The 18,166-nt window shown below is 66.3% G+C and carries 24 protein-coding genes; 5 read left to right on the top strand and 19 right to left on the bottom strand.

Going from position 1 to position 18,166, the window contains the following annotated elements:
• Nucleotides 1-25 precede the first annotated feature (25 nt).
• From NX774_RS14145 to NX774_RS14130, 4 genes are read right to left on the bottom strand one after another with little or no spacing between them, the layout of a single operon-like run.
• Entirely contained in the window at nucleotides 26-997 is a 972-nt protein-coding gene (locus tag NX774_RS14145; protein ID WP_370660435.1) for an FAD:protein FMN transferase, read from the bottom strand.
• On the bottom strand, nucleotides 981-3,185 hold the full coding sequence (locus NX774_RS14140) for a PepSY domain-containing protein (protein ID WP_258822879.1): 2,205 nt from the start codon (nucleotides 3,183-3,185) through the stop codon (nucleotides 981-983). The genes NX774_RS14145 and NX774_RS14140 overlap by 17 nt, the downstream gene beginning before the upstream one ends.
• A gap of 9 nt (nucleotides 3,186-3,194) precedes the next feature.
• Nucleotides 3,195-3,665 carry a DUF2271 domain-containing protein gene (locus NX774_RS14135; RefSeq protein WP_258822876.1) on the bottom strand — a complete coding sequence of 157 codons (471 nt, stop codon included), beginning with the start codon at nucleotides 3,663-3,665 and terminating at the stop codon, nucleotides 3,195-3,197.
• Nucleotides 3,662-4,165 (bottom strand): PepSY domain-containing protein, encoded by a 504-nt coding sequence (locus NX774_RS14130; protein ID WP_258822874.1) that lies wholly within the window; start codon nucleotides 4,163-4,165, stop codon nucleotides 3,662-3,664. The genes NX774_RS14135 and NX774_RS14130 overlap by 4 nt, the downstream gene beginning before the upstream one ends.
• 173 nt (nucleotides 4,166-4,338) lie before the next feature.
• On the opposite strand from NX774_RS14130, the gene NX774_RS14125 reads away from it, so the two are divergent.
• Nucleotides 4,339-4,863, top strand: coding sequence for an REP-associated tyrosine transposase (locus NX774_RS14125; protein ID WP_258822873.1), 525 nt, complete (start codon nucleotides 4,339-4,341; stop codon nucleotides 4,861-4,863).
• Nucleotides 4,864-4,963: 100 nt separating this feature from the next.
• Here the strand turns inward: NX774_RS14125 and NX774_RS14120 are convergent, their stop codons facing one another.
• Both NX774_RS14120 and NX774_RS14115 read right to left on the bottom strand, forming a co-directional pair.
• Nucleotides 4,964-5,542, bottom strand: coding sequence for an outer membrane beta-barrel protein (locus NX774_RS14120; protein ID WP_258822872.1), 579 nt, complete (start codon nucleotides 5,540-5,542; stop codon nucleotides 4,964-4,966).
• A gap of 181 nt (nucleotides 5,543-5,723) precedes the next feature.
• Entirely contained in the window at nucleotides 5,724-6,320 is a 597-nt protein-coding gene (locus tag NX774_RS14115; protein WP_258822871.1) for an alpha-ketoglutarate-dependent dioxygenase AlkB family protein, read from the bottom strand.
• A 52-nt stretch (nucleotides 6,321-6,372) separates the two neighbouring features.
• On the opposite strand from NX774_RS14115, the gene NX774_RS14110 reads away from it, so the two are divergent.
• Entirely contained in the window at nucleotides 6,373-6,957 is a 585-nt protein-coding gene (locus NX774_RS14110; RefSeq protein ID WP_258822869.1) for a putative pterin-binding protein, read from the top strand.
• A gap of 3 nt (nucleotides 6,958-6,960) precedes the next feature.
• Here NX774_RS14110 and NX774_RS14105 read toward each other — a convergent pair whose 3' ends face one another.
• From NX774_RS14105 to NX774_RS14075, 7 genes are all read right to left on the bottom strand, one after another.
• Nucleotides 6,961-7,323, bottom strand: coding sequence for a hypothetical protein (locus NX774_RS14105; protein ID WP_258822868.1), 363 nt, complete (start codon nucleotides 7,321-7,323; stop codon nucleotides 6,961-6,963).
• Nucleotides 7,324-7,449: 126 nt separating this feature from the next.
• On the bottom strand, nucleotides 7,450-7,827 hold the full coding sequence (locus NX774_RS14100; RefSeq protein WP_258822867.1) for an MAPEG family protein: 378 nt from the start codon (nucleotides 7,825-7,827) through the stop codon (nucleotides 7,450-7,452).
• A 25-nt stretch (nucleotides 7,828-7,852) separates the two neighbouring features.
• Nucleotides 7,853-8,683 carry a Rossmann-like and DUF2520 domain-containing protein gene (locus tag NX774_RS14095; RefSeq protein ID WP_258822866.1) on the bottom strand — a complete coding sequence of 277 codons (831 nt, stop codon included), beginning with the start codon at nucleotides 8,681-8,683 and terminating at the stop codon, nucleotides 7,853-7,855.
• A gap of 2 nt (nucleotides 8,684-8,685) precedes the next feature.
• A complete protein-coding gene (locus NX774_RS14090; protein ID WP_258822865.1) occupies nucleotides 8,686-9,264 on the bottom strand; it encodes a DUF924 family protein in 579 nt (192 codons plus the stop codon).
• 29 nt (nucleotides 9,265-9,293) lie between these two features.
• The gene (locus tag NX774_RS14085) at nucleotides 9,294-10,037 is read right to left on the bottom strand and encodes an MgtC/SapB family protein (protein ID WP_258822864.1); all 744 of its coding nucleotides are present in this window, start codon (nucleotides 10,035-10,037) and stop codon (nucleotides 9,294-9,296) included.
• Between the two features lie 25 nt (nucleotides 10,038-10,062).
• Complete coding sequence (locus NX774_RS14080; RefSeq protein ID WP_258822863.1) at nucleotides 10,063-10,326, bottom strand: hypothetical protein; 264 nt, start codon at nucleotides 10,324-10,326, stop codon at nucleotides 10,063-10,065.
• Nucleotides 10,326-12,143, bottom strand: coding sequence for an aminopeptidase P family protein (locus NX774_RS14075; RefSeq protein WP_258822862.1), 1,818 nt, complete (start codon nucleotides 12,141-12,143; stop codon nucleotides 10,326-10,328). Before NX774_RS14075 ends, NX774_RS14080 begins: the two co-directional genes overlap by 1 nt.
• 173 nt (nucleotides 12,144-12,316) lie before the next feature.
• Here NX774_RS14075 and NX774_RS14070 point away from each other — a divergent pair, with 173 nt between their 5' ends.
• Nucleotides 12,317-12,904, top strand: coding sequence for a hypoxanthine-guanine phosphoribosyltransferase (locus NX774_RS14070; RefSeq protein ID WP_258822861.1), 588 nt, complete (start codon nucleotides 12,317-12,319; stop codon nucleotides 12,902-12,904).
• Between the two features lie 165 nt (nucleotides 12,905-13,069).
• Here NX774_RS14070 and NX774_RS14065 read toward each other — a convergent pair whose 3' ends face one another.
• The 4 genes from NX774_RS14065 to NX774_RS14050 all read right to left on the bottom strand — a co-directional run bounded on the left by NX774_RS14065 (nucleotide 13,070) and on the right by NX774_RS14050 (nucleotide 15,643).
• Nucleotides 13,070-14,023, bottom strand: a complete 954-nt coding sequence (locus NX774_RS14065) for an NAD(P)H-dependent flavin oxidoreductase (protein ID WP_258822860.1) — start codon at nucleotides 14,021-14,023, stop codon at nucleotides 13,070-13,072.
• Nucleotides 14,024-14,117: 94 nt separating this feature from the next.
• A complete protein-coding gene (locus tag NX774_RS14060) occupies nucleotides 14,118-15,026 on the bottom strand; it encodes an MBL fold metallo-hydrolase (RefSeq protein ID WP_258822859.1) in 909 nt (302 codons plus the stop codon).
• Nucleotides 15,027-15,218, bottom strand: a complete 192-nt coding sequence (locus NX774_RS14055) for a DUF1289 domain-containing protein (protein ID WP_258822858.1) — start codon at nucleotides 15,216-15,218, stop codon at nucleotides 15,027-15,029.
• Nucleotides 15,215-15,643, bottom strand: coding sequence for a thioesterase family protein (locus NX774_RS14050; protein WP_258822857.1), 429 nt, complete (start codon nucleotides 15,641-15,643; stop codon nucleotides 15,215-15,217). The genes NX774_RS14055 and NX774_RS14050 overlap by 4 nt, the downstream gene beginning before the upstream one ends.
• Nucleotides 15,644-15,741: 98 nt before the next feature.
• Here NX774_RS14050 and NX774_RS14045 point away from each other — a divergent pair, with 98 nt between their 5' ends.
• Both NX774_RS14045 and NX774_RS14040 read left to right on the top strand, forming a co-directional pair.
• Nucleotides 15,742-16,155 (top strand): ribbon-helix-helix domain-containing protein, encoded by a 414-nt coding sequence (locus NX774_RS14045; protein ID WP_258823362.1) that lies wholly within the window; start codon nucleotides 15,742-15,744, stop codon nucleotides 16,153-16,155.
• A gap of 23 nt (nucleotides 16,156-16,178) precedes the next feature.
• Nucleotides 16,179-17,255, top strand: a complete 1,077-nt coding sequence (locus tag NX774_RS14040) for an extracellular catalytic domain type 1 short-chain-length polyhydroxyalkanoate depolymerase (RefSeq protein ID WP_258822856.1) — start codon at nucleotides 16,179-16,181, stop codon at nucleotides 17,253-17,255.
• A gap of 177 nt (nucleotides 17,256-17,432) precedes the next feature.
• On the opposite strand, the gene NX774_RS14035 is transcribed toward NX774_RS14040, so the two are convergent.
• Both NX774_RS14035 and NX774_RS14030 read right to left on the bottom strand, forming a co-directional pair.
• Nucleotides 17,433-17,861, bottom strand: coding sequence for a DUF29 domain-containing protein (locus tag NX774_RS14035; RefSeq protein WP_258822855.1), 429 nt, complete (start codon nucleotides 17,859-17,861; stop codon nucleotides 17,433-17,435).
• Nucleotides 17,862-17,915: 54 nt separating this feature from the next.
• Nucleotides 17,916-18,119 (bottom strand): cysteine-rich CWC family protein, encoded by a 204-nt coding sequence (locus NX774_RS14030; RefSeq protein ID WP_258822854.1) that lies wholly within the window; start codon nucleotides 18,117-18,119, stop codon nucleotides 17,916-17,918.
• Between the last annotated feature and the right edge of the window lie 47 nt (nucleotides 18,120-18,166).

Genomic DNA, 18,166 nt, shown 5'->3' with positions numbered 1-18,166 from the left:
GGCAGGGCGACCTGCCCACGCTACCCTAACCGGCGGCGCCGCTGTCGTCGCTCAGCAGGCGGCCGGCCACCACCACTTCCCGCAGCTGGTCACCTTCGCGCAGCACGAACAGCGCATCGATGCCCTTTTCCTTGGCCAGGGCGACGCCATCCTTCTCACCCAGCACCATCAGCGCCGTTGCCCAGGCATCGGCCAGCATGCAGGTCGGCATGAGCACCGTGACCGCCGCGAGGCCATTCGATAATGGCTGTCCCGACCTGGGGTCGATCGTGTGGGCGTAGCGCTTGCCATCGATCTCGACCCAATGGCGATAGTCCCCGGAGGTGGCAATGGCGGCGTCGTTCAGCTCCATCACGCCGGCGACTTCGCGCTTGCCAAAGGTCGGCTGCTCGACGGCCACTGCCCAGGGCTCGCCACCCGGCTTTTCGCCGCGCGCGCGCATTTCGCCGTCAATGCCGACCAGGTAGCGGGTGATGTTCCAGCGGTCCAGGCAGTATGCGAGCTGGTCGACGCCATAGCCCTTGGCGATACCGCACAGGTCCAGCTTGACCGGACGTCGCTTTCGCACTTGGCGGCGTATGCGGTCCACCTCCAGCGTGTCGATGGACCGCGCGGCCGGCTGCTCCTGCGGCACTGCGCCGTGCAGGGTCCGCCCCGACGGGCCGAAACCCCATGCATCCACCAGCGCGCCCACGTTCATGTCAAAGGCGCCATGCGATTCCCGGCCAACCGCGAGGCCCGCCTCAAGCACCTGCGCCAGCTCGGCGGGCACGGTAATCCAGCTGTCATCGGGCGCGGCGTTCAGGCGGCACAGGTCGGACTCGGGTATCCAGTTCGACATTTGCCGGTCCACCTTGTCCACCACCGCAAACAGGCTCCTTCCGATGGCGGCGGTGTCGGTACCTGCGGGCGCATAGAAGATCGCCGTGTAGCGCGTGCCCATCGTCGCTCCGTTGAGGCTGTAACGCTGCAGGGCGTCTTCAGAAGACGTCTTCACGATACCGTCCATTGGTTTTGAGCGTGAGCACGCTCAGGTGGATGGGAGCGAGAATCTCGTCCAGCGCCATGCGCACGCTGCTTGCCATCGCGCTGCTGCCGCACACCAGCACCTGGCCGCCGTTTTCGATCAGCTTGCGCATGTTGTCGGCATCCTCGGTCAGCCGGGTTTGCACGTGCACGCCGTTGTGCACGCGCGAGAATGCGGTGTGCAGCTGGGTGAGCCGGCGGTCGGCCAGGTAGTTCTTGAGTTCGGGCTCGTAAAGGAAGTCCGACTCGGGGTTGCGGCCGCCCCAGTACAGGTACATCGGGTATTTCCCTGTGTTGTTCCGGATGAAGCCGGCGAGCGGGCCGATGCCGGTGCCGGCGCCGATCAGGATCACCGGCGCCTTTCCCGAGGCCGGGCGGAACTGCGGATTGGGCTGGATGAAGGCGTCGATGCGCTCGCCGGTTTGCAGTCCATGCAGGTAGGTCGAACACACGCCGTGCGGTTGCTTACGCACGCAGATTTCGAGCACGCCGTTCCGGGACCCGCTGGCCAGCGAGTAAAAGCGCGGCATCGGGCTGCCCGGGGGGATGATGCCGACCAGGTCCCCGGCCTCGAAATGCGGCAGCCGGTGCCGCTGGAACAGCCCGGCAGGCTGCCCTGCGCCTGCGTCAAAGCGCAGCACCACGGTGGGCTCGGACTCTTCGATCCCATAGTCGATCCGTTCGCGCAGGTACAGCGGGAAGGTTTTCGGATGTGCCGGCGTGTGTTCGAGTTCCAGCTCCAGCCCAAGCAGCGGGCCGACGGCGACACCCCAGCGTGCGAATTCCTGCGACGACTGGCGGTTGATGGTCGTTAGCTCAAGCAAGCGCTGGCAGCCATGCGCAGCGAGCGCCGCATCGACGTCTTTGCCGAACTGGCAGAATTTGGTGAACTGGCGGTCGCCAAAGGCCAGTACGGCAAACTTGGTTGCGGGGTCGGGCGCACGCTGCGCCAGCTGCGCCCGGAACTGGTTGGCCGACGACGGCGCCTCGCCGTCGCCATAGGTCGCGGTGAGGATGAACACCAGGCGCGCAGGGCTGCGCTGGAACGGCGCCTGGTTCATCGGCGCGGTGTGCACCTTGTGGCCGGCCTTGCGCAGCGCATCGTGCAGCACGCGCGCGAATCCCCATGTGCTGTTGTTTTCGCTGCCGACCAGGATCAAGGTCTCGGCCGACTGTGCCGGGCTGTTGCCCGCAATCTTGGGCTTGGCGCGTTGGCGCTGCCACCAGACGATTGCGCCGGTCGCCGCCAGCCAGACCGCACCGAGCGCGCACAGGCCCAGCAGCAGGCCCAGCCACCACAGGCCTTCGCCCGTGTGCAGCTTGTAGATCAGTTCGTACGTATCGCGCACGCCGCTGTGCGCGCGGAAGACCAGCAGCTTGCCGGTGGACTGGTCGACATAACCATCCCCCTGAACAGTGCGTAAGGTATAGACGGCGGCGCTGTCGCTGGGGTCAGGCAGCACCAGCTCGCGCAGGTCCGCAAGATCCGTCGCCACCAGGGCCGGCAGGCGGGCTACGGGTGCCGGCGGGCCGCCGGAGGTGGCGGCAGGAAAATCGGGCTCGTCCTGCGTACCGTCCGACACCAGGCTGAAGGTGGCGGCCGACATGTAGGTGCCGGTCAGCGCCGACAACAGCAAACCGGCAATGGCGATGCGCCCCACCTCGGCGTGCCAGCGCTGGCTGCGATTTCCACGCAAGGGCCCCGCCACCTGGCGCCATCCACCCACGCGCTTGACCAGCAGCAGCAGGCCCGACACGCACAAAACCAGCATGACGATGGCCGTGATGCCAGTGGCGGCGCGGCCGGTGGTATCGAGCAGCAGCGACCTGTGCAGCTGCTTGGTCCAACGTGAGAATGCCGAGGGAACGTAGGGTTCGATACGGCTGCCGCGTTGCGGGTCGACGCGGTCGGCGCCGGCGCCACTGTCGCTGTGGTAGTAAACGATGATCCCGCCCGAGGGCGTGCGCTGGATCTGTTCGGCCCCCGGGTAGTGCGCCACCACCCGGCCCGCCAGTTCGGCGACGCTCAGGTGCGCCGGTATGCTGGTACCGAGCCTGTCGATGGCGGGATCGACCGACAGCACCGCTCCCGTAATTCCCAGGAGCACGATGAGCAGTGCGGCGATCAGCCCCGGCAGCGAATGGATCTTGCGCAGCATGTTTCCCGGTTACAGGTCGTAGCGGAAGGTGCTGACGTAGCCGCGTCCCTTGACCGGCTTGCCGGAGCCCTGCTTGGTCAGCGGAACGCGCACCTCGGCCGGATTGTCGCGCCCGTCTTCGACCGCGCTGTCGATCCTGATTTCATAGCCGGCGTCGATCAGCACGTCCGCCACGTCCACCGTGACCTTGAGCGACTTGCCGCTGCCAACGCTGGCCCCGGTAATGCCATCGAATTCGCTTGCTTTGAGCGCACTGCCGCGCGCCCAGGCGCTCATGTGTTTGTAATACTTCGATTTCTTTCCAGCGACCCACAAGGTCTTCTTGTATTGACCGGCAGCGTCGGTGAGATAAATGGCCAGGTAAGCGCCATTGCCGCCATAATTTTGCAGCTGGGTATTGAGCGTGACCGGTTTCGCCTGCACCAGGACAGGCAGCGTCAGCGCGCCGGCAACGCACATATAAGTCGTCAGTTTTTTCATGGAGTGTTTCCTTTTCTCATTCGTCCATTGCCCCGGATAGTGGCTTCTTGCTGGACGGGCGGGATGTAATCCGAGGCATCGGCATCTGGCCCGAACTCTACTTGCAGGCTGCGGATCTTCAGCGAGGCGGGGGAAAACTTTGCCTTCACTTTGTTGCCTTTGCGGTCGGTGGCCCTGACCTGGTAGCAACCGTCGTCCACCTTGATACGCTGCACCGCCCAGCCGCGTTGCTCCACCTCTTGCCGCAAGCTTTCATGGGGCTTCCATTGCGCGATGGGGTCGGTGCAATCGGTATCGGCAAAGGCCGCGCCACTGCTGGCCAGGGCGGCCAGCACAGCGCATGTACGGAGAAGTGTCATGATGAGATCCTCGAAATCTTGCGTCCGAAGTGCAGTGGAGAGAGGCAGCGCGGTCCGGCGGGTTGCTGCTTTAAGGGCGGGCGATGGCCAATAGAGAAGACTGATCAAAAAAGGATTGTTACGAATCGTCGCGTTAAACATGCGCCACCTAAATCTTAATGTCAAGAAGCGTGGCAAGCCGCGTCCCGCGCTGTAACACGTTTAAGCGCGGAAATGGAATCTCATCCCGCACAGCCCCTGTGTAGAATCAAGCGCGTCGAGGCACCCATGCCTCGCTTTACCAGCGACCGCCGTCGCGGCGCTGGCTCCGAGCCATGACACACTACCGTGACAACCGGGTCCCGGGTGGGACGTTTTTCTTCACGGTGCGGCTGCTCGACCGCGGCAGCAGCCTGCTGACCGATCACTTCTCCGCCTTTGGCGAGGCAATTCGCCAGGCGCGGGTGCGCAAGCCCTTCCATGTGGATGCTTGGGTCGTGCTGCCCGATCACGCGCATGCCATCTGGACCCTGCCGCCCGGCGACCACGACTGCGCCAGCCGCTGGCGCGCGGTCAAGATTGCATTTTCCAAGGCGCTGCGCAAAGCCTTCGTGCCGGGCGCGCTCGACGGCGCGGTGTGGGAGCCGCACTACCGCGACTATCGCATCGGCAACGACGAGGAATACGCCGCGCTGGTCGATTATGTGCACGGCAACGCCCTGCGCCACGGCCTGTGCCAGCGCGCGCACGACTGGCGCTGGTCATCGCTGCACCGTTTCATCTCGGCCGGCTGGTGCGCCGCCGAGCTGGCCGCCGGGCCGCCGCCATGGGTCGGCCGTACCGTGCCCTCTTCCTCATAATGCCCTAAACGAACCCGGCTTCCTGAGGCCGGCGCCAACAACAAAAGGGCCCCGCGGGGCCCTTTTGTTTTTACCTGGGAGTGTTGCGACGTTCGGACGCTTAGAAGTTGTAGCGCGCGCCCACAGTCCAGACGTCCGCCTTGGCGCCGAAGTCCTTCGACTTGCCATAGCGCTCGTACTCGGCTGTCAGCGACACTTCCTTGGTCAGGTTGTATTGCAGGCCCACGGCGCCATACACGCCGGTATCGTTGCTGCTGCCCGACAGGCCGGTGGTGGTGTTGTAGAAGCGGTGGCTGTTTTCCACGCCCAGCTTGCCGTACACGGCGAACTGGTCGTTCAGCGGTGCGGTGGCCTTGCCGGCGATGTAGGCGGCGTGGCCGTCCGAACGGCCGTTGCCGGTGCCGCTGGCATTGCTGAAGCTGAAGTCGGACTTGCCGAAGTCGGTGTAGCCTGCCTCGACGCCGAAGGTCTTGTTGAACTCATAGCCGCCGAACACTTTGGCCGAGGCCTTGTAGCCATCCTTGTCGGTGACGCCGCTCAGCGAATAGTCGTGGTCGGCGGTGGCAACACCCAGGCCGACGTAGCCGCGCGGCGCGTCGGTGGTGGTCGTGGTGGTCTGGGCTTGGGCAGCACCCGCAACGGCGGCGCTTGCGATCAGTGCAAATACGAGCTTCTTCATATCAGTTCCTTTTCTTCCTCTTGATGCCTTTTCGCAATTCACAATGAATCGCGACGTGGCCAAGATAGCACTGGCAAATCTTCAACACCGTGCCTAATCAGTAAGAACTGTAATCAAATGTAAGATAACTGACTCGCGGTTCAGATAATTTACCGTAAAAATGATGTGGGATAAGGATGTGTTAGCCGATGTAGCGGAAAGTTAGATTCACACGGGCGCCAAGTGGGCGAGCGGACTTATTTATGCCATGCAACCAGTTGTGCTGCAGCGCCCCAGCCATCAGCAACAGGCTGCCGTCGGTGAGGTCGAGTTTAACCGTATGTTTCGTCCGTTTGTGGCGCAAAACAAACGTGCGCGCCTGGCCAAAGCTCACCGAGGCAATCACCGGGTTCGGTCCCAGCTCGGGCTCGTCGTCGCTGTGCATGCCCATGCTGTCGCGCCCGTTCCGGTAATAGTTGAGCAGCACGCTGTTGAAGTGGTGCCCGGAGGCCTCTTCGACGGCGGCGCGAATGGCCTGCAGCAGCGGGGTGAACGGCAATGGCTCGAGCCGCAGGCCGGAATAGGTGTAGGCGGCGTCGCCATGCCAGGCGGTCAGGCGCGGCTGCAGGTGACGCTTGCCGTACACCACGACGGTCTCCGCGCGCCACGCGGTTTCCTCGACCAGGCGGCGCAGGATCTGGTGGTTCGACCATGGCAGCGAAAGCTGGGGCAGGAAGGCCAGCTCGCCATCGGCCACCGGGATCGGGGTCAGTGTTGTACTTGAAGCAAAAAGTTCCACAGGCAAAATTTGCGGCTATGATGGCGGGACATCATCGACGGGACATTCTCGCATGAACAAACGCCAATTCCTCGGCGCCGCCGCGCTGGCGGCGGTGGCCGCGCCCGGCGGCGCCAACGCTGCGCCGGTGGCGCGCGGACCGGTCCTGCTCACCATCAGCGGCAACATCGCGCGCAGCAACCGCGGTCCCGTGGACCCGGCGCTGGACCAGATGATGCACAAGCAGCAGGTGAATTTCCAGCGCGCCTGCACCTTCGATTTTGCCGAGCTGCTGCGCCTGCCGGCGCGCACGATCCGCCCTACCCTGGAATACGACGCCAAAGCGCACGCGCTGCGCGGCCCGCTGCTGACCGATGTGCTGGCGCAGGCCGGCGCCCAGGGCGGCGAGCAGGCGAAGGTAGTGTTGCGCGCCGTCGATGGCTACGCGGTGGCGATGACGGTCAGGCAAGCGCGGGCGCAGGGTTTCATCGTGGCCACCCACCTGGACGGGGAGCCGATGGCGCTTGGCGGGCTGGGTCCGCTGTGGGCGGTCTATGATGCCGACCGCGTGCCGGAGATGGCGGCCAAACCGCTGGCACAGCGGTTCGGCGCTTGCCCGTGGGCCCTGTACCACATTGAGGTGCAGGGCCAGGGCTGAGGGTCAGGCGTAGGCTTCGGCCAGGCTCATCACCCGCGGCGCAACCTTGATGCCGACGCCATTGAAGAGGTTGTCGATGGCGGCCAGGTTGGCTTCGCACTCCTCGGTCTTCCAGCCGTTGAACAGGTCGGTGCCGTTCTTGTGGAAGTGAATGTCGAGCACCTTGCCCTTGTCCTTGTGCGTGTAGGCCTGCTGGTAGGAGCGGTAGAAGCCGAGCTTTTCCAGCTCCGCCAGGACCGAGGACGGCGGGTTGTCCGGATCGGTGGCCATGAAAATCCCGAAAGTCTTCCCGGGCGGCTTGGCGGCGACATCGACTTCATAGATGCCGGGAGCCTTGGTCACGCTGGTGCTCTTCAAAAACAACATGCTGGTTTTCCTCCATCCTGGCATCGGCTCGGCGGCCGATGCGGCGCGCTCTCCGATTGATCTGTTGGCTAGCAAGGTTATTGCTATTCAGGAACTTTGTCGATAGCTGGGGCACACTTTTTTGCTCTAGTGCATTATTAAGCCAACAACAGCACCAACAATCAGGAGGGCGCTCGCCACCATGCCGGTCACGAAGCCGAGCTCGCGTTTCTTTGGCTCGCGGTAGTAGCCCAGCGCATACAGCACCCGGCCCAGGCACCACAGCGCGCCACCGGCCGCGGCCCATGCATCGCCCAGGAACACCGCGCACAGCCACAGCGGCACCAGCATCATCGGCAGCTGTTCGAGCGTATTCATCTGCACCCGCAGCCGGCTCTGGAACTCGATCGGGCCGTCCATGCTTGGCGCCGGCACCTTGTATTTGACGCGCGCCGCGCCGGCGTTGGCGAAGGTCCAGAAATAGACCGCGAGCGCGGCCAGGGTGATCCAGGCAGTCAGGTGCATCGATACTCCTTTGTCGTTGAAAATCTCATGCGCCGCCGCGCTTGCGGCGCGCCAGGTCCGTCGTCGCCTCGGCCAGCGCCGCGTACAGCGCGCCGGTGGCCTCGTCCCATTGGGTGACCGCTTGGTGCTGGCGCGTGACGGTGGCCATGTCGCCGCGCGCGATCGGCCCGGAAAGCGCTCTTTCCGGCCCGAGCCGGAACACGTTGGACAGGGTTTCGGTGGCCAGCGGGCGCGCCAGTTCGCGCGCGACCTCGGGCGGGATGCCGGCCGCCTGGTAGGCGCGCAGTGCCGCGTCCAGCACGGTGACCAGGTAGTTGGAGGCGAATACGGACGCGGCGTGATAGACCGTCTTTGCCGCCGCATCGATGGGCACCAGCCGCGCGCCGATCGCTTCGAACGCCGCGCCGAGCAGCGCCAGCGCGTGCGGCTCCCCCTCGATGCCGCAATACGTGCCGTCAAAACCGGCTGCCACGGCGGCCGGGTCGGCAAAGCTGCGCACCGGGTGCACGCTGGCGGCCAGCGCGCCGCCCCTGGCCGCGGCGTCGAGCTCGGCGGAGGACTTGGCGCCGCTGCAGTGGAACACCACCGCGCCGTCGACCAGCCCGGCGTTGGCCAGCGCCGCCGCCACCTGCGCGATCTGGTCGTCGGCCACCGCCAGCATCCACACGTCGGCGCGGCGCAGCGCTGCGATCTCGTGCACCGGGTCGCCGGCGCCGATGAAATCGACAGCGTGCCGCGCGCTGTGCAGCGAGCGCGTCATTACGTCCTGGATCACGAACAGGCCGCTGCGCGCAAACAGGCGCCCGAGCGCTCGGCCGACGTGGCCGCCGCCGACAATGTTCAGGGTCGGGCGCACGCTCAGAATCCGGCGCCGGGCTGCATCAGGTACTCGGCTTCTTCCGGCGTGTTGGCGCGGCCGAGGATTAGGTTGCGGTGCGGGAAGCGGCCGAAGCGCGCGATCACGCCGCGGTGGCGATGCGCGTAATCGAGCGCATCGGCAAACCCTTCGTGCTCGTTCGCCAGCGCCGTGAACAGCTCGACCGCCTGCTCCTGGGCGCGCGCGTCCTCGGCGTGCTCGAACGGCAGGTAGGCAAACTGGCGCAGCACGGGCAGCAGTTCGCGGTGTGCGCCTGAATCGACCAGCTTGCGGGCGGCGGCCAGCGCCAGCGCGTCGCCTTCGAACGCGCCCGGGGTGCCGCGCCGGGCGTTGCGGGTGAACTGGTCGAGCACGATGAGCCGGGCCAGCAGTTCTTGCGGGCCTTCGGCGTCCCAGTCGCGCAAGCCGCCGGACACCGCGTGCGCGATCGTGTCGCCAAAGCGCTCGCGGATCTCGGCGTCGAAGCGCGCGTCCTTGCGGAACCAGGCGGCACGCTGCTTGCCGTAGTCGGCGCTGCCGGGCGCGCCGAACCAGAAATCAAGTACGTTCTGTGCGTTCATGCTTGTCGTCCCTAGTTGTTCTTGTGTTTTTAGTTGCGGGCGTGCGACAGCTGGAAGCCGTCGATCCCTTCGAACGCGGCCAGTTCGTCGGCCAGTTCGGACAGCGGCGCCCCGCTCTTGCGCGACAGCGCGAGCGCGACGAAGCGCCACTCCTGCCCGCCAACGTCGCCGCTGATGGTGAGCGAGCCACCCGCGATTTCGTAACCGCGTTCGAGCGCAATGCGCCGCAGCACTTCCTCGCGCGGCTTGTAGCCCGGCTTGAAGCGCATGCGCACCGCCACCGCGTGGCGCGACGGCAGCACCGCTTCGATCCGGTTCAGGTAGATCATGATCATGGCCGAGAAAAACGCCAGCCCCATCGCAGACAGGTAGAAGCCCAGGCCGATCAGGATGCCGATCACGGACGATGCCCAGATCGAGGCCGCCGTGGTCAGGCCGCTGATGTTGAAGCCCTCGCGCATGATGACGCCGGCGCCGAGGAAGCCGATGCCGGTCACCACGCCCTGGATGATGCGGGTCGGGTCGATCGCCGCGCCCATGTCGAAGTGGCCGCCGAACCAGAAGTTCGGATAGCCGGCGATGACGGTCAGCGCGCACGAGGCCATGCACACCAGGCCGTAGGTGCGCATGCCGGCGGCGCGGCCGTGGTAGGAGCGCTCGTAGCCGACCAACAGGCCAAGCAGCAGCGCGCCGAGCAGGTTCAGCAGGATCAGGCCGTTGGTGGCCAGTTCGTTGTGCGACCAGTATGCGGTCAACAGTTCATGCGAAGGCATGGCATCCCTTTCAACGGCGCGGATGTCAGGTCGGCTTTTTCTTGACCAGCTGCTTTTCGAACGCCAGGTCGTGCTTGGTCACGCGCTTTTGTTCTTGCGGGCCCAGGCCGTTGACGAAGGCGACGAACTCGTCCAGCTCGAGCGGCGCGCACAACGGCGGCGCGCCCGGCTGTTCGGACAGGAAGAACAGGCCGTCGCCAGTGCGCGCCATCGAATAGCCCGGGTGGCCGGTGCGCTTTTTCAGCCGCTCCACGGCGGCGCTGGCGCGGGTGGAACGCACGCTGGCCATCAGATCGGCCTCGTGCGCGTGTCGAGCCAGCGCCGGGCCGCACCATCGACGTGCGGCGAAAGGCGCGCCGCGACCTGTGCGTGGTAGTCGTTGAGCCACGCGATTTCATCGGCGCGCAACAGCGACAGGTCCAGGCAGCGAGTGTCGATCGGGCACAGCGTCAGCGTCTCGAAGCCGAGGTACTCGCCGAACTCGGTGGTCGCTGCCGTGCGGTTCAGGACCAGGTTCTCCAGGCGGATGCCCCAGTGGCCGGGGCGGTAGATGCCCGGCTCGATCGAGGTGATCATGCCCGGCTCCATTGCGGTGTGCGGCTCGGGCGCCGTGGTGGGCGAAATCGACTGCGGGCCCTCGTGCACGTTGAGGAAGTAGCCCACGCCGTGGCCGGTGCCGTGGCCATAGTCGATGCCGGCGGCCCAGATCGGCGCGCGCGCGATCGCGTCGAGCATCGGCGACTTGGTCCCGCGCGGGAAGCGCGCCGACGACAGCGCGATCAGGCCCTTGAGCACGAGCGTGAAGTCGCGCTTTTGCTCGTTCGAGGGCGTGCCGACCGGGACCACGCGCGTGATGTCGGTGGTGCCGCCCAGGTACTGGCCGCCGGAGTCGATCAACAGCAGGCCGTTGCCCTCGATGGTGGCGCAGCCGGGCCGCTGGGCGCGGTAGTGCATGATCGCGCCGTTCGGATTGAAGCCGGCGATGGTGGCAAAGCTCGGGCTCACGAAACCGGGGCGGCGCGCGCGTGCGGCCGTGATGTGCTCGTCGATCGCCACTTCATCGAGCGGCGCGCGGTTGGGGTCCGCCAGGGTCGCTTCCAGCCAGGCGTAGAACTCGCACAGGGCCGCGCCATCCTGCTCCATGGTGGCGCGCACATGGACCGCCTCGCCTTCCAGCTTGCGCGACTTGGCGAACGTGGTCGGGTTCACCGACTCGACCACGCGCACGCCGGCCGGCACCGCGGCGCGCATGCCGGCGGTGATGCGGCGCGGGTCGAGCAGCAGCGTGGCGCCCGCTTCCAGCGCCGCGAGCGCAGTCCGGGCCTCTTCGTACGGCGCGACCTGCACGCTGTCCTCCAGCAGCCTGTCGCGCAGCGCGGCCGGCACCTTGCCGTCGCCGACGAACAGCGTTGCCGTCTCCGGCTCGACCAGCGCGTGCGCGACGAACACCGGGTTGAAGTTCACGTCCGACCCGCGCAGGTTGAACAGGTAGGCGATGTCGTCCAGCGTCGAGATGAAGTGGTGGTCGGCGCCCAGCTCGCGCATGGCAGCGCGGGTGGCGGCCAGCTTGTCGGCGCGCGGCAGCACCGCGTACGGCGCCTCGTGTTCGAACACCGGGGCGGCCGGCAGTGCCGGACGTTCGGCCCACACTTCGTCGAGCAGGTCCAGGTCGGTGCGCAGCTTGATGCCGCGCGCGGCCAGGGCATCGGACAGCAGGCGCGCGACCGCAAGGCCGAGCACGCGCGCGTCCACCGCCACCGTCTGCCCCGGCTGCAGCGTCGCGACGAGCCAGTCGATGTGCTGCAGGCTGGCGGCCGCCGGGATCTTCATCAGCTCGATGCCAGAACCAGCCAGCTCATGCTCGGCCTGGGTCCAGTAGCGGCCATCGGTCCAGACGCCAGCGAATGCGGCGGTGGCGATGAAGGTGCCGACCGAACCGGTGAAACCGGACACCCATTCGCGCCCCTTCCAGCGGCCAGGCAGGTACTCGGACAGATGCGGGTCGCTCGATGGAACGATGAAGGCGTCGACCTGGTGGCGGGCCATCGCGGCGCGCAGGGCGCCAAGGCGCTCGGCGCGCTCGCGCTGGAAGTCCTGGTTTGACATGGGCAGCTTGGTATCTCTGTTATTCAAGCCGCCTATGATACGCCGCCGCGTGGCCAAAGGGGCAAGCGTTTCTTGCGCTGCGACATCAAATCGTCAACATGCGGCACAACGGGACCACCGCAGTTGCGGATATGCCGCATAATCAGCGGGTTTCGTTTTTTTGTCGAATAGCCATGCAAGAATTTCACCACGACCGGGCGCGCGCCCTCCTTGAACACGCCGAACAGGTCGCCAGCGCCGAACAGGTACAGCAGGCGGTGCGCCGCGTTGCGGACGAGCTCAACCAACGCTTCGGCAATCCTGACGAGCAGGCCTTCCCGCTGGTGCTGGGCGTCATGGGCGGCGCGGTCGTTTTCACCGGCAACGTGCTGCCGCAACTGGACTTCCCGCTCGAATTCGACTACATCCACGTGACCCGCTACGGCGACGAGGACCAGGGCGGGCAGGTGGTGTGGAAGGTGATTCCGCGCCAGAGCGTGGCCGGCAAGACGATCATCGTGCTGGATGACATCCTGGACGAAGGCGAGACGCTGGCGCAGGTCAAGCAGCGCCTGCTGGACATGGGGGCCAAGGAGGTCATCATCGCGGTGTTCGCGGACAAGGACCTCGGCCGCACGAAGCCGGTGCATGCCGATATCGTCGGCCTGTCGATCCCGAACCGGTTCGTGGTCGGCTTCGGGATGGACGTGTACGGCTACTGGCGCAACCTGCCGGCGCTGTGGGCGATCAGCCCGGAGGACCTGAAGGCGGCGCAGCAGTAAGTCACTGAAGGGGCAAAAGCCGCCTGCGTTAAGTGTTGAATCAAACACGTCGTTCCCGCGCAGGCGGGAACCCATAGACCGCGTACATCGACGCTCAGCATGGGTTCCCGCCTGCGCGGGAACGACGGTTTCAAGTTCAGCGGTAAAGGCGGCGAACCTGGATCCTCAACCGCACAGGCGCGCGCGCGCCGCGTCGTACTCAGCCTTGAGCCGCTCGACCATCTCGGCCACGCTCGGCACGTCGTCCATCAGCCCCACGCCCTGCCCCGCGCCCCAGATGTCGCGCCACGCCTTGGCGCTGCCCGAGCCGAAGCTCATCTTGCTCTTGTCCGATTCCGGCAGCGCGTCCGGGTCCAGGCCGGCGGCGACGATCGACTTGCGCAGGTAGTTGCCGTGCACGCCGGTGAACAGATTGGTATAAACGATATCCGCAGCCGACGATTCGATGATCGCGTCGCGGTAGGCGTCGCTCACGTTCGACTCGCGGGTGGCCAGCCAGCGCGAGCCGATGTACGCGAAATCGGCCCCCATTGCCTGCGCCGCCAGGATGGCGCCGCCGGTCGCGATCGAGCCGGACAGCGCGACCGGGCCGTTGAAGAAGCGCCGCACCTCGCCCACCAGCGCGAATGGCGACAGCGCGCCCGCGTGGCCGCCGGCGCCGGCCGCCACCAGGATCAGCCCGTCCACACCGGCCTCCAGCGCCTTGTGCGCGTGGCGGATCGAGATCACGTCGTGCAGCACGATGCCGCCGTAGGCATGCACCGCGTCGAGCATTTCCCTGGGCGGCGCGCGCAGCGACGAGATGATGATGGGCACCCGGTGCCGCACGCACACCTCGACGTCGTGCGCGAGCCGGTCGTTCGACTGGTGCACGATCTGGTTGACGGCGATCGGTCCCACCCTGGCGCCGGGATTGGCTTCGCGCCAGGCGGCCAGCTCGTCCTGCAGCTCGGTGAGCCAGGTGTCGAGCAGTTCGGCCGGGCGCGCGTTCAGCGCCGGGAACGAGCCGACGATGCCGGCCTTGCACTGTGCCGCCACCAGCTTGGGACCGCTGGCGATGAACATCGGCGAGGCGATCACGGGAAGGGTCAGGTCTTGCAGCACGGCGGGCAGGGTCATCGGGCTCTTTCGCGAAAAGTTGAACGGACAGGCGCGCAACGATTATAGGATCAAAAAAGCACGACCGTGCTAGACGTGGCGCTCTAAACGGCGTTTATGCCAGCAGCAGCACGCCACCGTCGGCCCGCGCAGCGCCCGCGCGCACCAGGGCGCGCACGGCCCAATCGGCCAGTTCGGCGTGCTCCATGCCCAGGTATTGCAGGCGTGCGCGCTCGACCAGCGGGATCGAGGCCAGCAGCTGCGGCACGGCGGCCAGCGCCACCTGGCGCCGTTCTAGCAGCAGGAACTGGAGCATGACCTTGACCGCGTTCTGGGCAGTGCGGCGCGGATCCTGTGCCAGGTAGTCCAGGCGCGAACGGGCGCGCGCCAGTGCCTGCGCGGCGTCGCCGAAGATTGCGCCGTGGCCGGGGATGACGACGCGCGCGTGAAGGCTGTCGATGAGCTCGAGCGTGGCCGCCTGCTCCCGCAGGCCCGGTTCGCCCGCCAGCTCGGGGAACAGCACGCCAAAGCCGTTCTCCCACAAGGCGTCGCCGGAGATGAGGATGCCCTCGGCGGCGCAGTAGAGCAGCAGCGCATGCGGGTCGGGCCCCGGCGCGGCCAGCGCCTGCCACGGCAGGCCGCCAAGCTCGATCGTGTCGCCTGCGGCCAGGGCGCCGTCGAAGGCGAAGCGCGGGCATTGCTGGCCGGTGGAGCGAAAGCTCAGCGCGTCCTCGTCCCACGCGCGCACCTTGTCCGCTTCGGCCGCGGGGATCAAGGTATGGCAGCGGTAGCGCGCCTGCAGCGCCGCATTGCCGCCGCAGTGGTCCGAATGCAGGTGCGTGTTGAGCAGGCGCGCGAGCGGACGGCCCTCGAGCGCATGGTCCACCAGCGCCAGCGTCTGCGCGGCGTGGGTGACGTAGCCGCTGTCCACCAGCGCGCTGTGCGGCCCGGTGAACAGCACGTTGTTGGACGACAGCCAGCCGCGCTCGAACACGCGCATGGTGGCGGGCAGGCGCAGCGCCATCTAGCGGAACAGGCGCTCTTCGCGCCGGCGAATCTCGCGCCACACGGCGCGCTTGGCCTCGTCGCTCGCGCTGCCCCACGTCGCGATCTCATCGATGGTGCGCAGGCAGCCGCGGCACAGCCCCGTGTCGGGCGCGATTTCGCACACATTGATGCACGGGGACGGCACAGGCGTTTGCTGCTCGGGATTCATGCCGCCGCCTTCGCGCCCTTTTGCGCCAGCTTGGCAGCAAAGCGTTCGGGGTCGATCACGCAGCGCTCGTGGATGCCCTCGCAGATGCGGTCCACGTCGTCCCATGCCTCGACCTTGAAACGCACGCGCCTGCCATCGACTTCGATGACCTCGCCCCGGATGCGCAGCGTCATGCCGGGCGGCGTTGGCGCGAGGTGCGCAAAGCTGACCATCGTGCCCAGGCTCTGCTCGTGCGGCCAGTCCACGTAGGGCATCATGCCGTGCACGCATGCCAGTTCCATCATGCCGACCATGTAGCCGGTGGCCAGCACGTCGGGCATGTCGAGGCAGAACGCGGTGTCGTGATACAGCTGCGGTACGGTGGCGCGCGGCGGCACGGTGTACTGCCACTCGAAGCGCACGCCGGGTTTCAGGTCTGGACTCATGGGCAGAAGATTAACTTATTCAATCGGATCGCGCTTGACCCTCGGTTTCAAGCGCGTAGACTACCATCCAGTCAGATGGTGGATGGATGGCGGGTGCAATGGGTGCGGGCGAGCTGAAGCAAAAAACGCAGGATTCCGAAAAGATCACGATCAACCTCGGGCCAATCGACCTTGGCCAGATCGACCTCCTGGTGAGCGAAGGCTTTTACGCCAACCGCACCGATTTCATCCGCACGGCAATCCGCAACCAGCTAGGCCAGCATGCCGACGTGGTGCGCCAGACCGTGGCGCGCCGGAGCCTTGTGCTGGGCATGCACCATTATTCGCGCGCCGACCTCGAAGCCGCGCGCGCCGCCGGGCAGCGCCTGCAGATCCAGGTGCTCGGCATGGCCAGCATCGCGGACGACGTCTCGCCCGAACTGGCGCTGGCCACGATCGAATCGATCTTCGTGCTCGGCGCACTGCACGTGCGCAGCGAACTGAAGGCGGCGCTGGCCGACCGCATCATCTGACATTCCCAACCTCAGGAGAGCCCATGAAACTGAACGATAAACTGTTTGCGCAAATGCGCGCCGCATCACGGGCGCTGATGCGCAAAGGTCCGGCCGCGGTCACGACCAACGCCGTTCAGCAGGCGCTCCACAACGCGTCGGCGCTGCAGCAGGCGGCGCGCAAGGTGATGGAGCCGTCCGCGATACCGATGCCGGCACCGGCCGACCGGCTGGCCGCGATCGACCTGCCGGGGGGCGCTCTCAAGCAGCAGCCGGGCCCCACGCTGCCAGGCACGTTCAGCGACGGCATTTATACGAACGACGCCGGCACCCGCAATTACAAGCTGTACGTGCCCAGCACGTACCACGGACAGCCGGTGCCGCTGGTGGTGATGCTGCACGGCTGCACCCAGGACCCGGACGACTTCGCGCGCGGCACCCAGATGAACGCGCTGGCCGAGGACATGCCCTGCCTGGTCGTGTATCCGGCGCAGTCGCAGCAGGCCAACCCGTCGCGCTGCTGGAACTGGTTCGACGAAGGGAACCAGCAGCGCGACCGTGGCGAACCGTCGATCATTGCCGGCATCACGCGCCACATCATGGCCACGCACGCGGTGGACCCGGCACAGGTGTATGTGGCCGGCCTGTCGGCCGGTGGCGCGATGGCGACCATCATGGGCACCGTGTATCCGGACCTGTACGCGGCCGTGGGCGTGCACTCGGGGCTGCCGTTCGCGGCGGCCGACGACCTGCCGTCGGCGCTGGCGGCAATGAAGGGCGACTTCAAGCGGCGCCACACGCCGGGCCAGACGCTGCCGATCATCGTGTTCCACGGCGACCAGGACCAGACCGTGCACCCGGCCGCGGCCGACGAACTGATTGCGCAGGGCACGCTGGCGGTGTCGAAAGGGATCGTGGTCGAGCCAGGCCGCGTGCCGAACGGGCATGCCTACACGCGCACGCTGCACCAGCGCGACGACGGCAACGTGCATGCCGAGCAGTGGGTGGTGCACGGCGGCGGCCACGCCTGGTTTGGCGGCAGCGCGCACGGCAGCTATACCGACGGTCGCGGACCGGATGCGAGCCGGGAGATGCTGCGCTTTTTCCGAACGCGGCGCTGAGTCGAAGGCCGCAGGATGTTCAGTCTGGCCAGAAATCTTGGTCAAGCGTCTGGCTGACCGACCATATCCAGGCTCCGGGAAACATCAGCTTCGTCTGCGCTCGCCTGCTGACGGCGCAGCCTGGCAGCTGCCTCGCGGGCGAAAGCGCCCACATCGATGTTTGTCCAAACGTCCATGTCAGGCCGGGAAAAAGTCACCATCCAGTACTTTGGTGACAGGCCAAGGGCAACGCTCGGGAAAGTCCAGCCCGGTCTCATCCCGCAAGCGACGGGCCGCATCGCTCCATACGATGTCGAGCCAGTCCTGGTCGTCAAACAAATTACTCAGGCTTGGCGTGTCGCCCAAGTGGTAGCTCACTACCCGGCGCTTTTCAGCGATCGTTTCGCGCCAGTACACGCAACGCCAGGCTTTCTGGTATTGCCACTTCAGCAGATGCATCAACAGGGATCCGAATCGCCGCCCGAATTCGCGTTCCTCGTCACGGGCGACACCTTCGATCTCCTCGGCGATATTCAGCACGTCGATCGCATCGAGCTTGCCGGAACGGAGCAAAGCGGCCTGCTCGCTGGCCCAAGCAACGACATCGTTGTCGTAGGAAGTGTCCATCGCAGCTCCTTCAGGTAACAGAGCTTAGACCCGAAACACGAAGCGTGTATCCGCTCAGTTCAAAAGCTGAGCCGGAACTTCCGGGCTGGCATCGGATCGGCTGGCGACGTGCTGCTTGAGGCAGGCCGGGCACCAGCAGCCAGCGGGCACGTCCGGGACCGGCACGATGGCGGGCAGCGCCGTGCACCAGCAGGGTTCGGCCCCGCCATCGGCCATCGCGCACCCAAACGGTGCACCGCAGCGCGTACAAATGCTCATCGATCGGCCCGCTAAGTGAGGTAAGTAACCAAAGTTAACGGATGGAG

This window comes from Massilia agilis (assembly GCF_024756255.1).
Classification (GTDB): domain Bacteria; phylum Pseudomonadota; class Gammaproteobacteria; order Burkholderiales; family Burkholderiaceae_D; genus Telluria; species Telluria agilis.
This window is presented reverse-complemented; position numbering and strand designations above follow the sequence as displayed.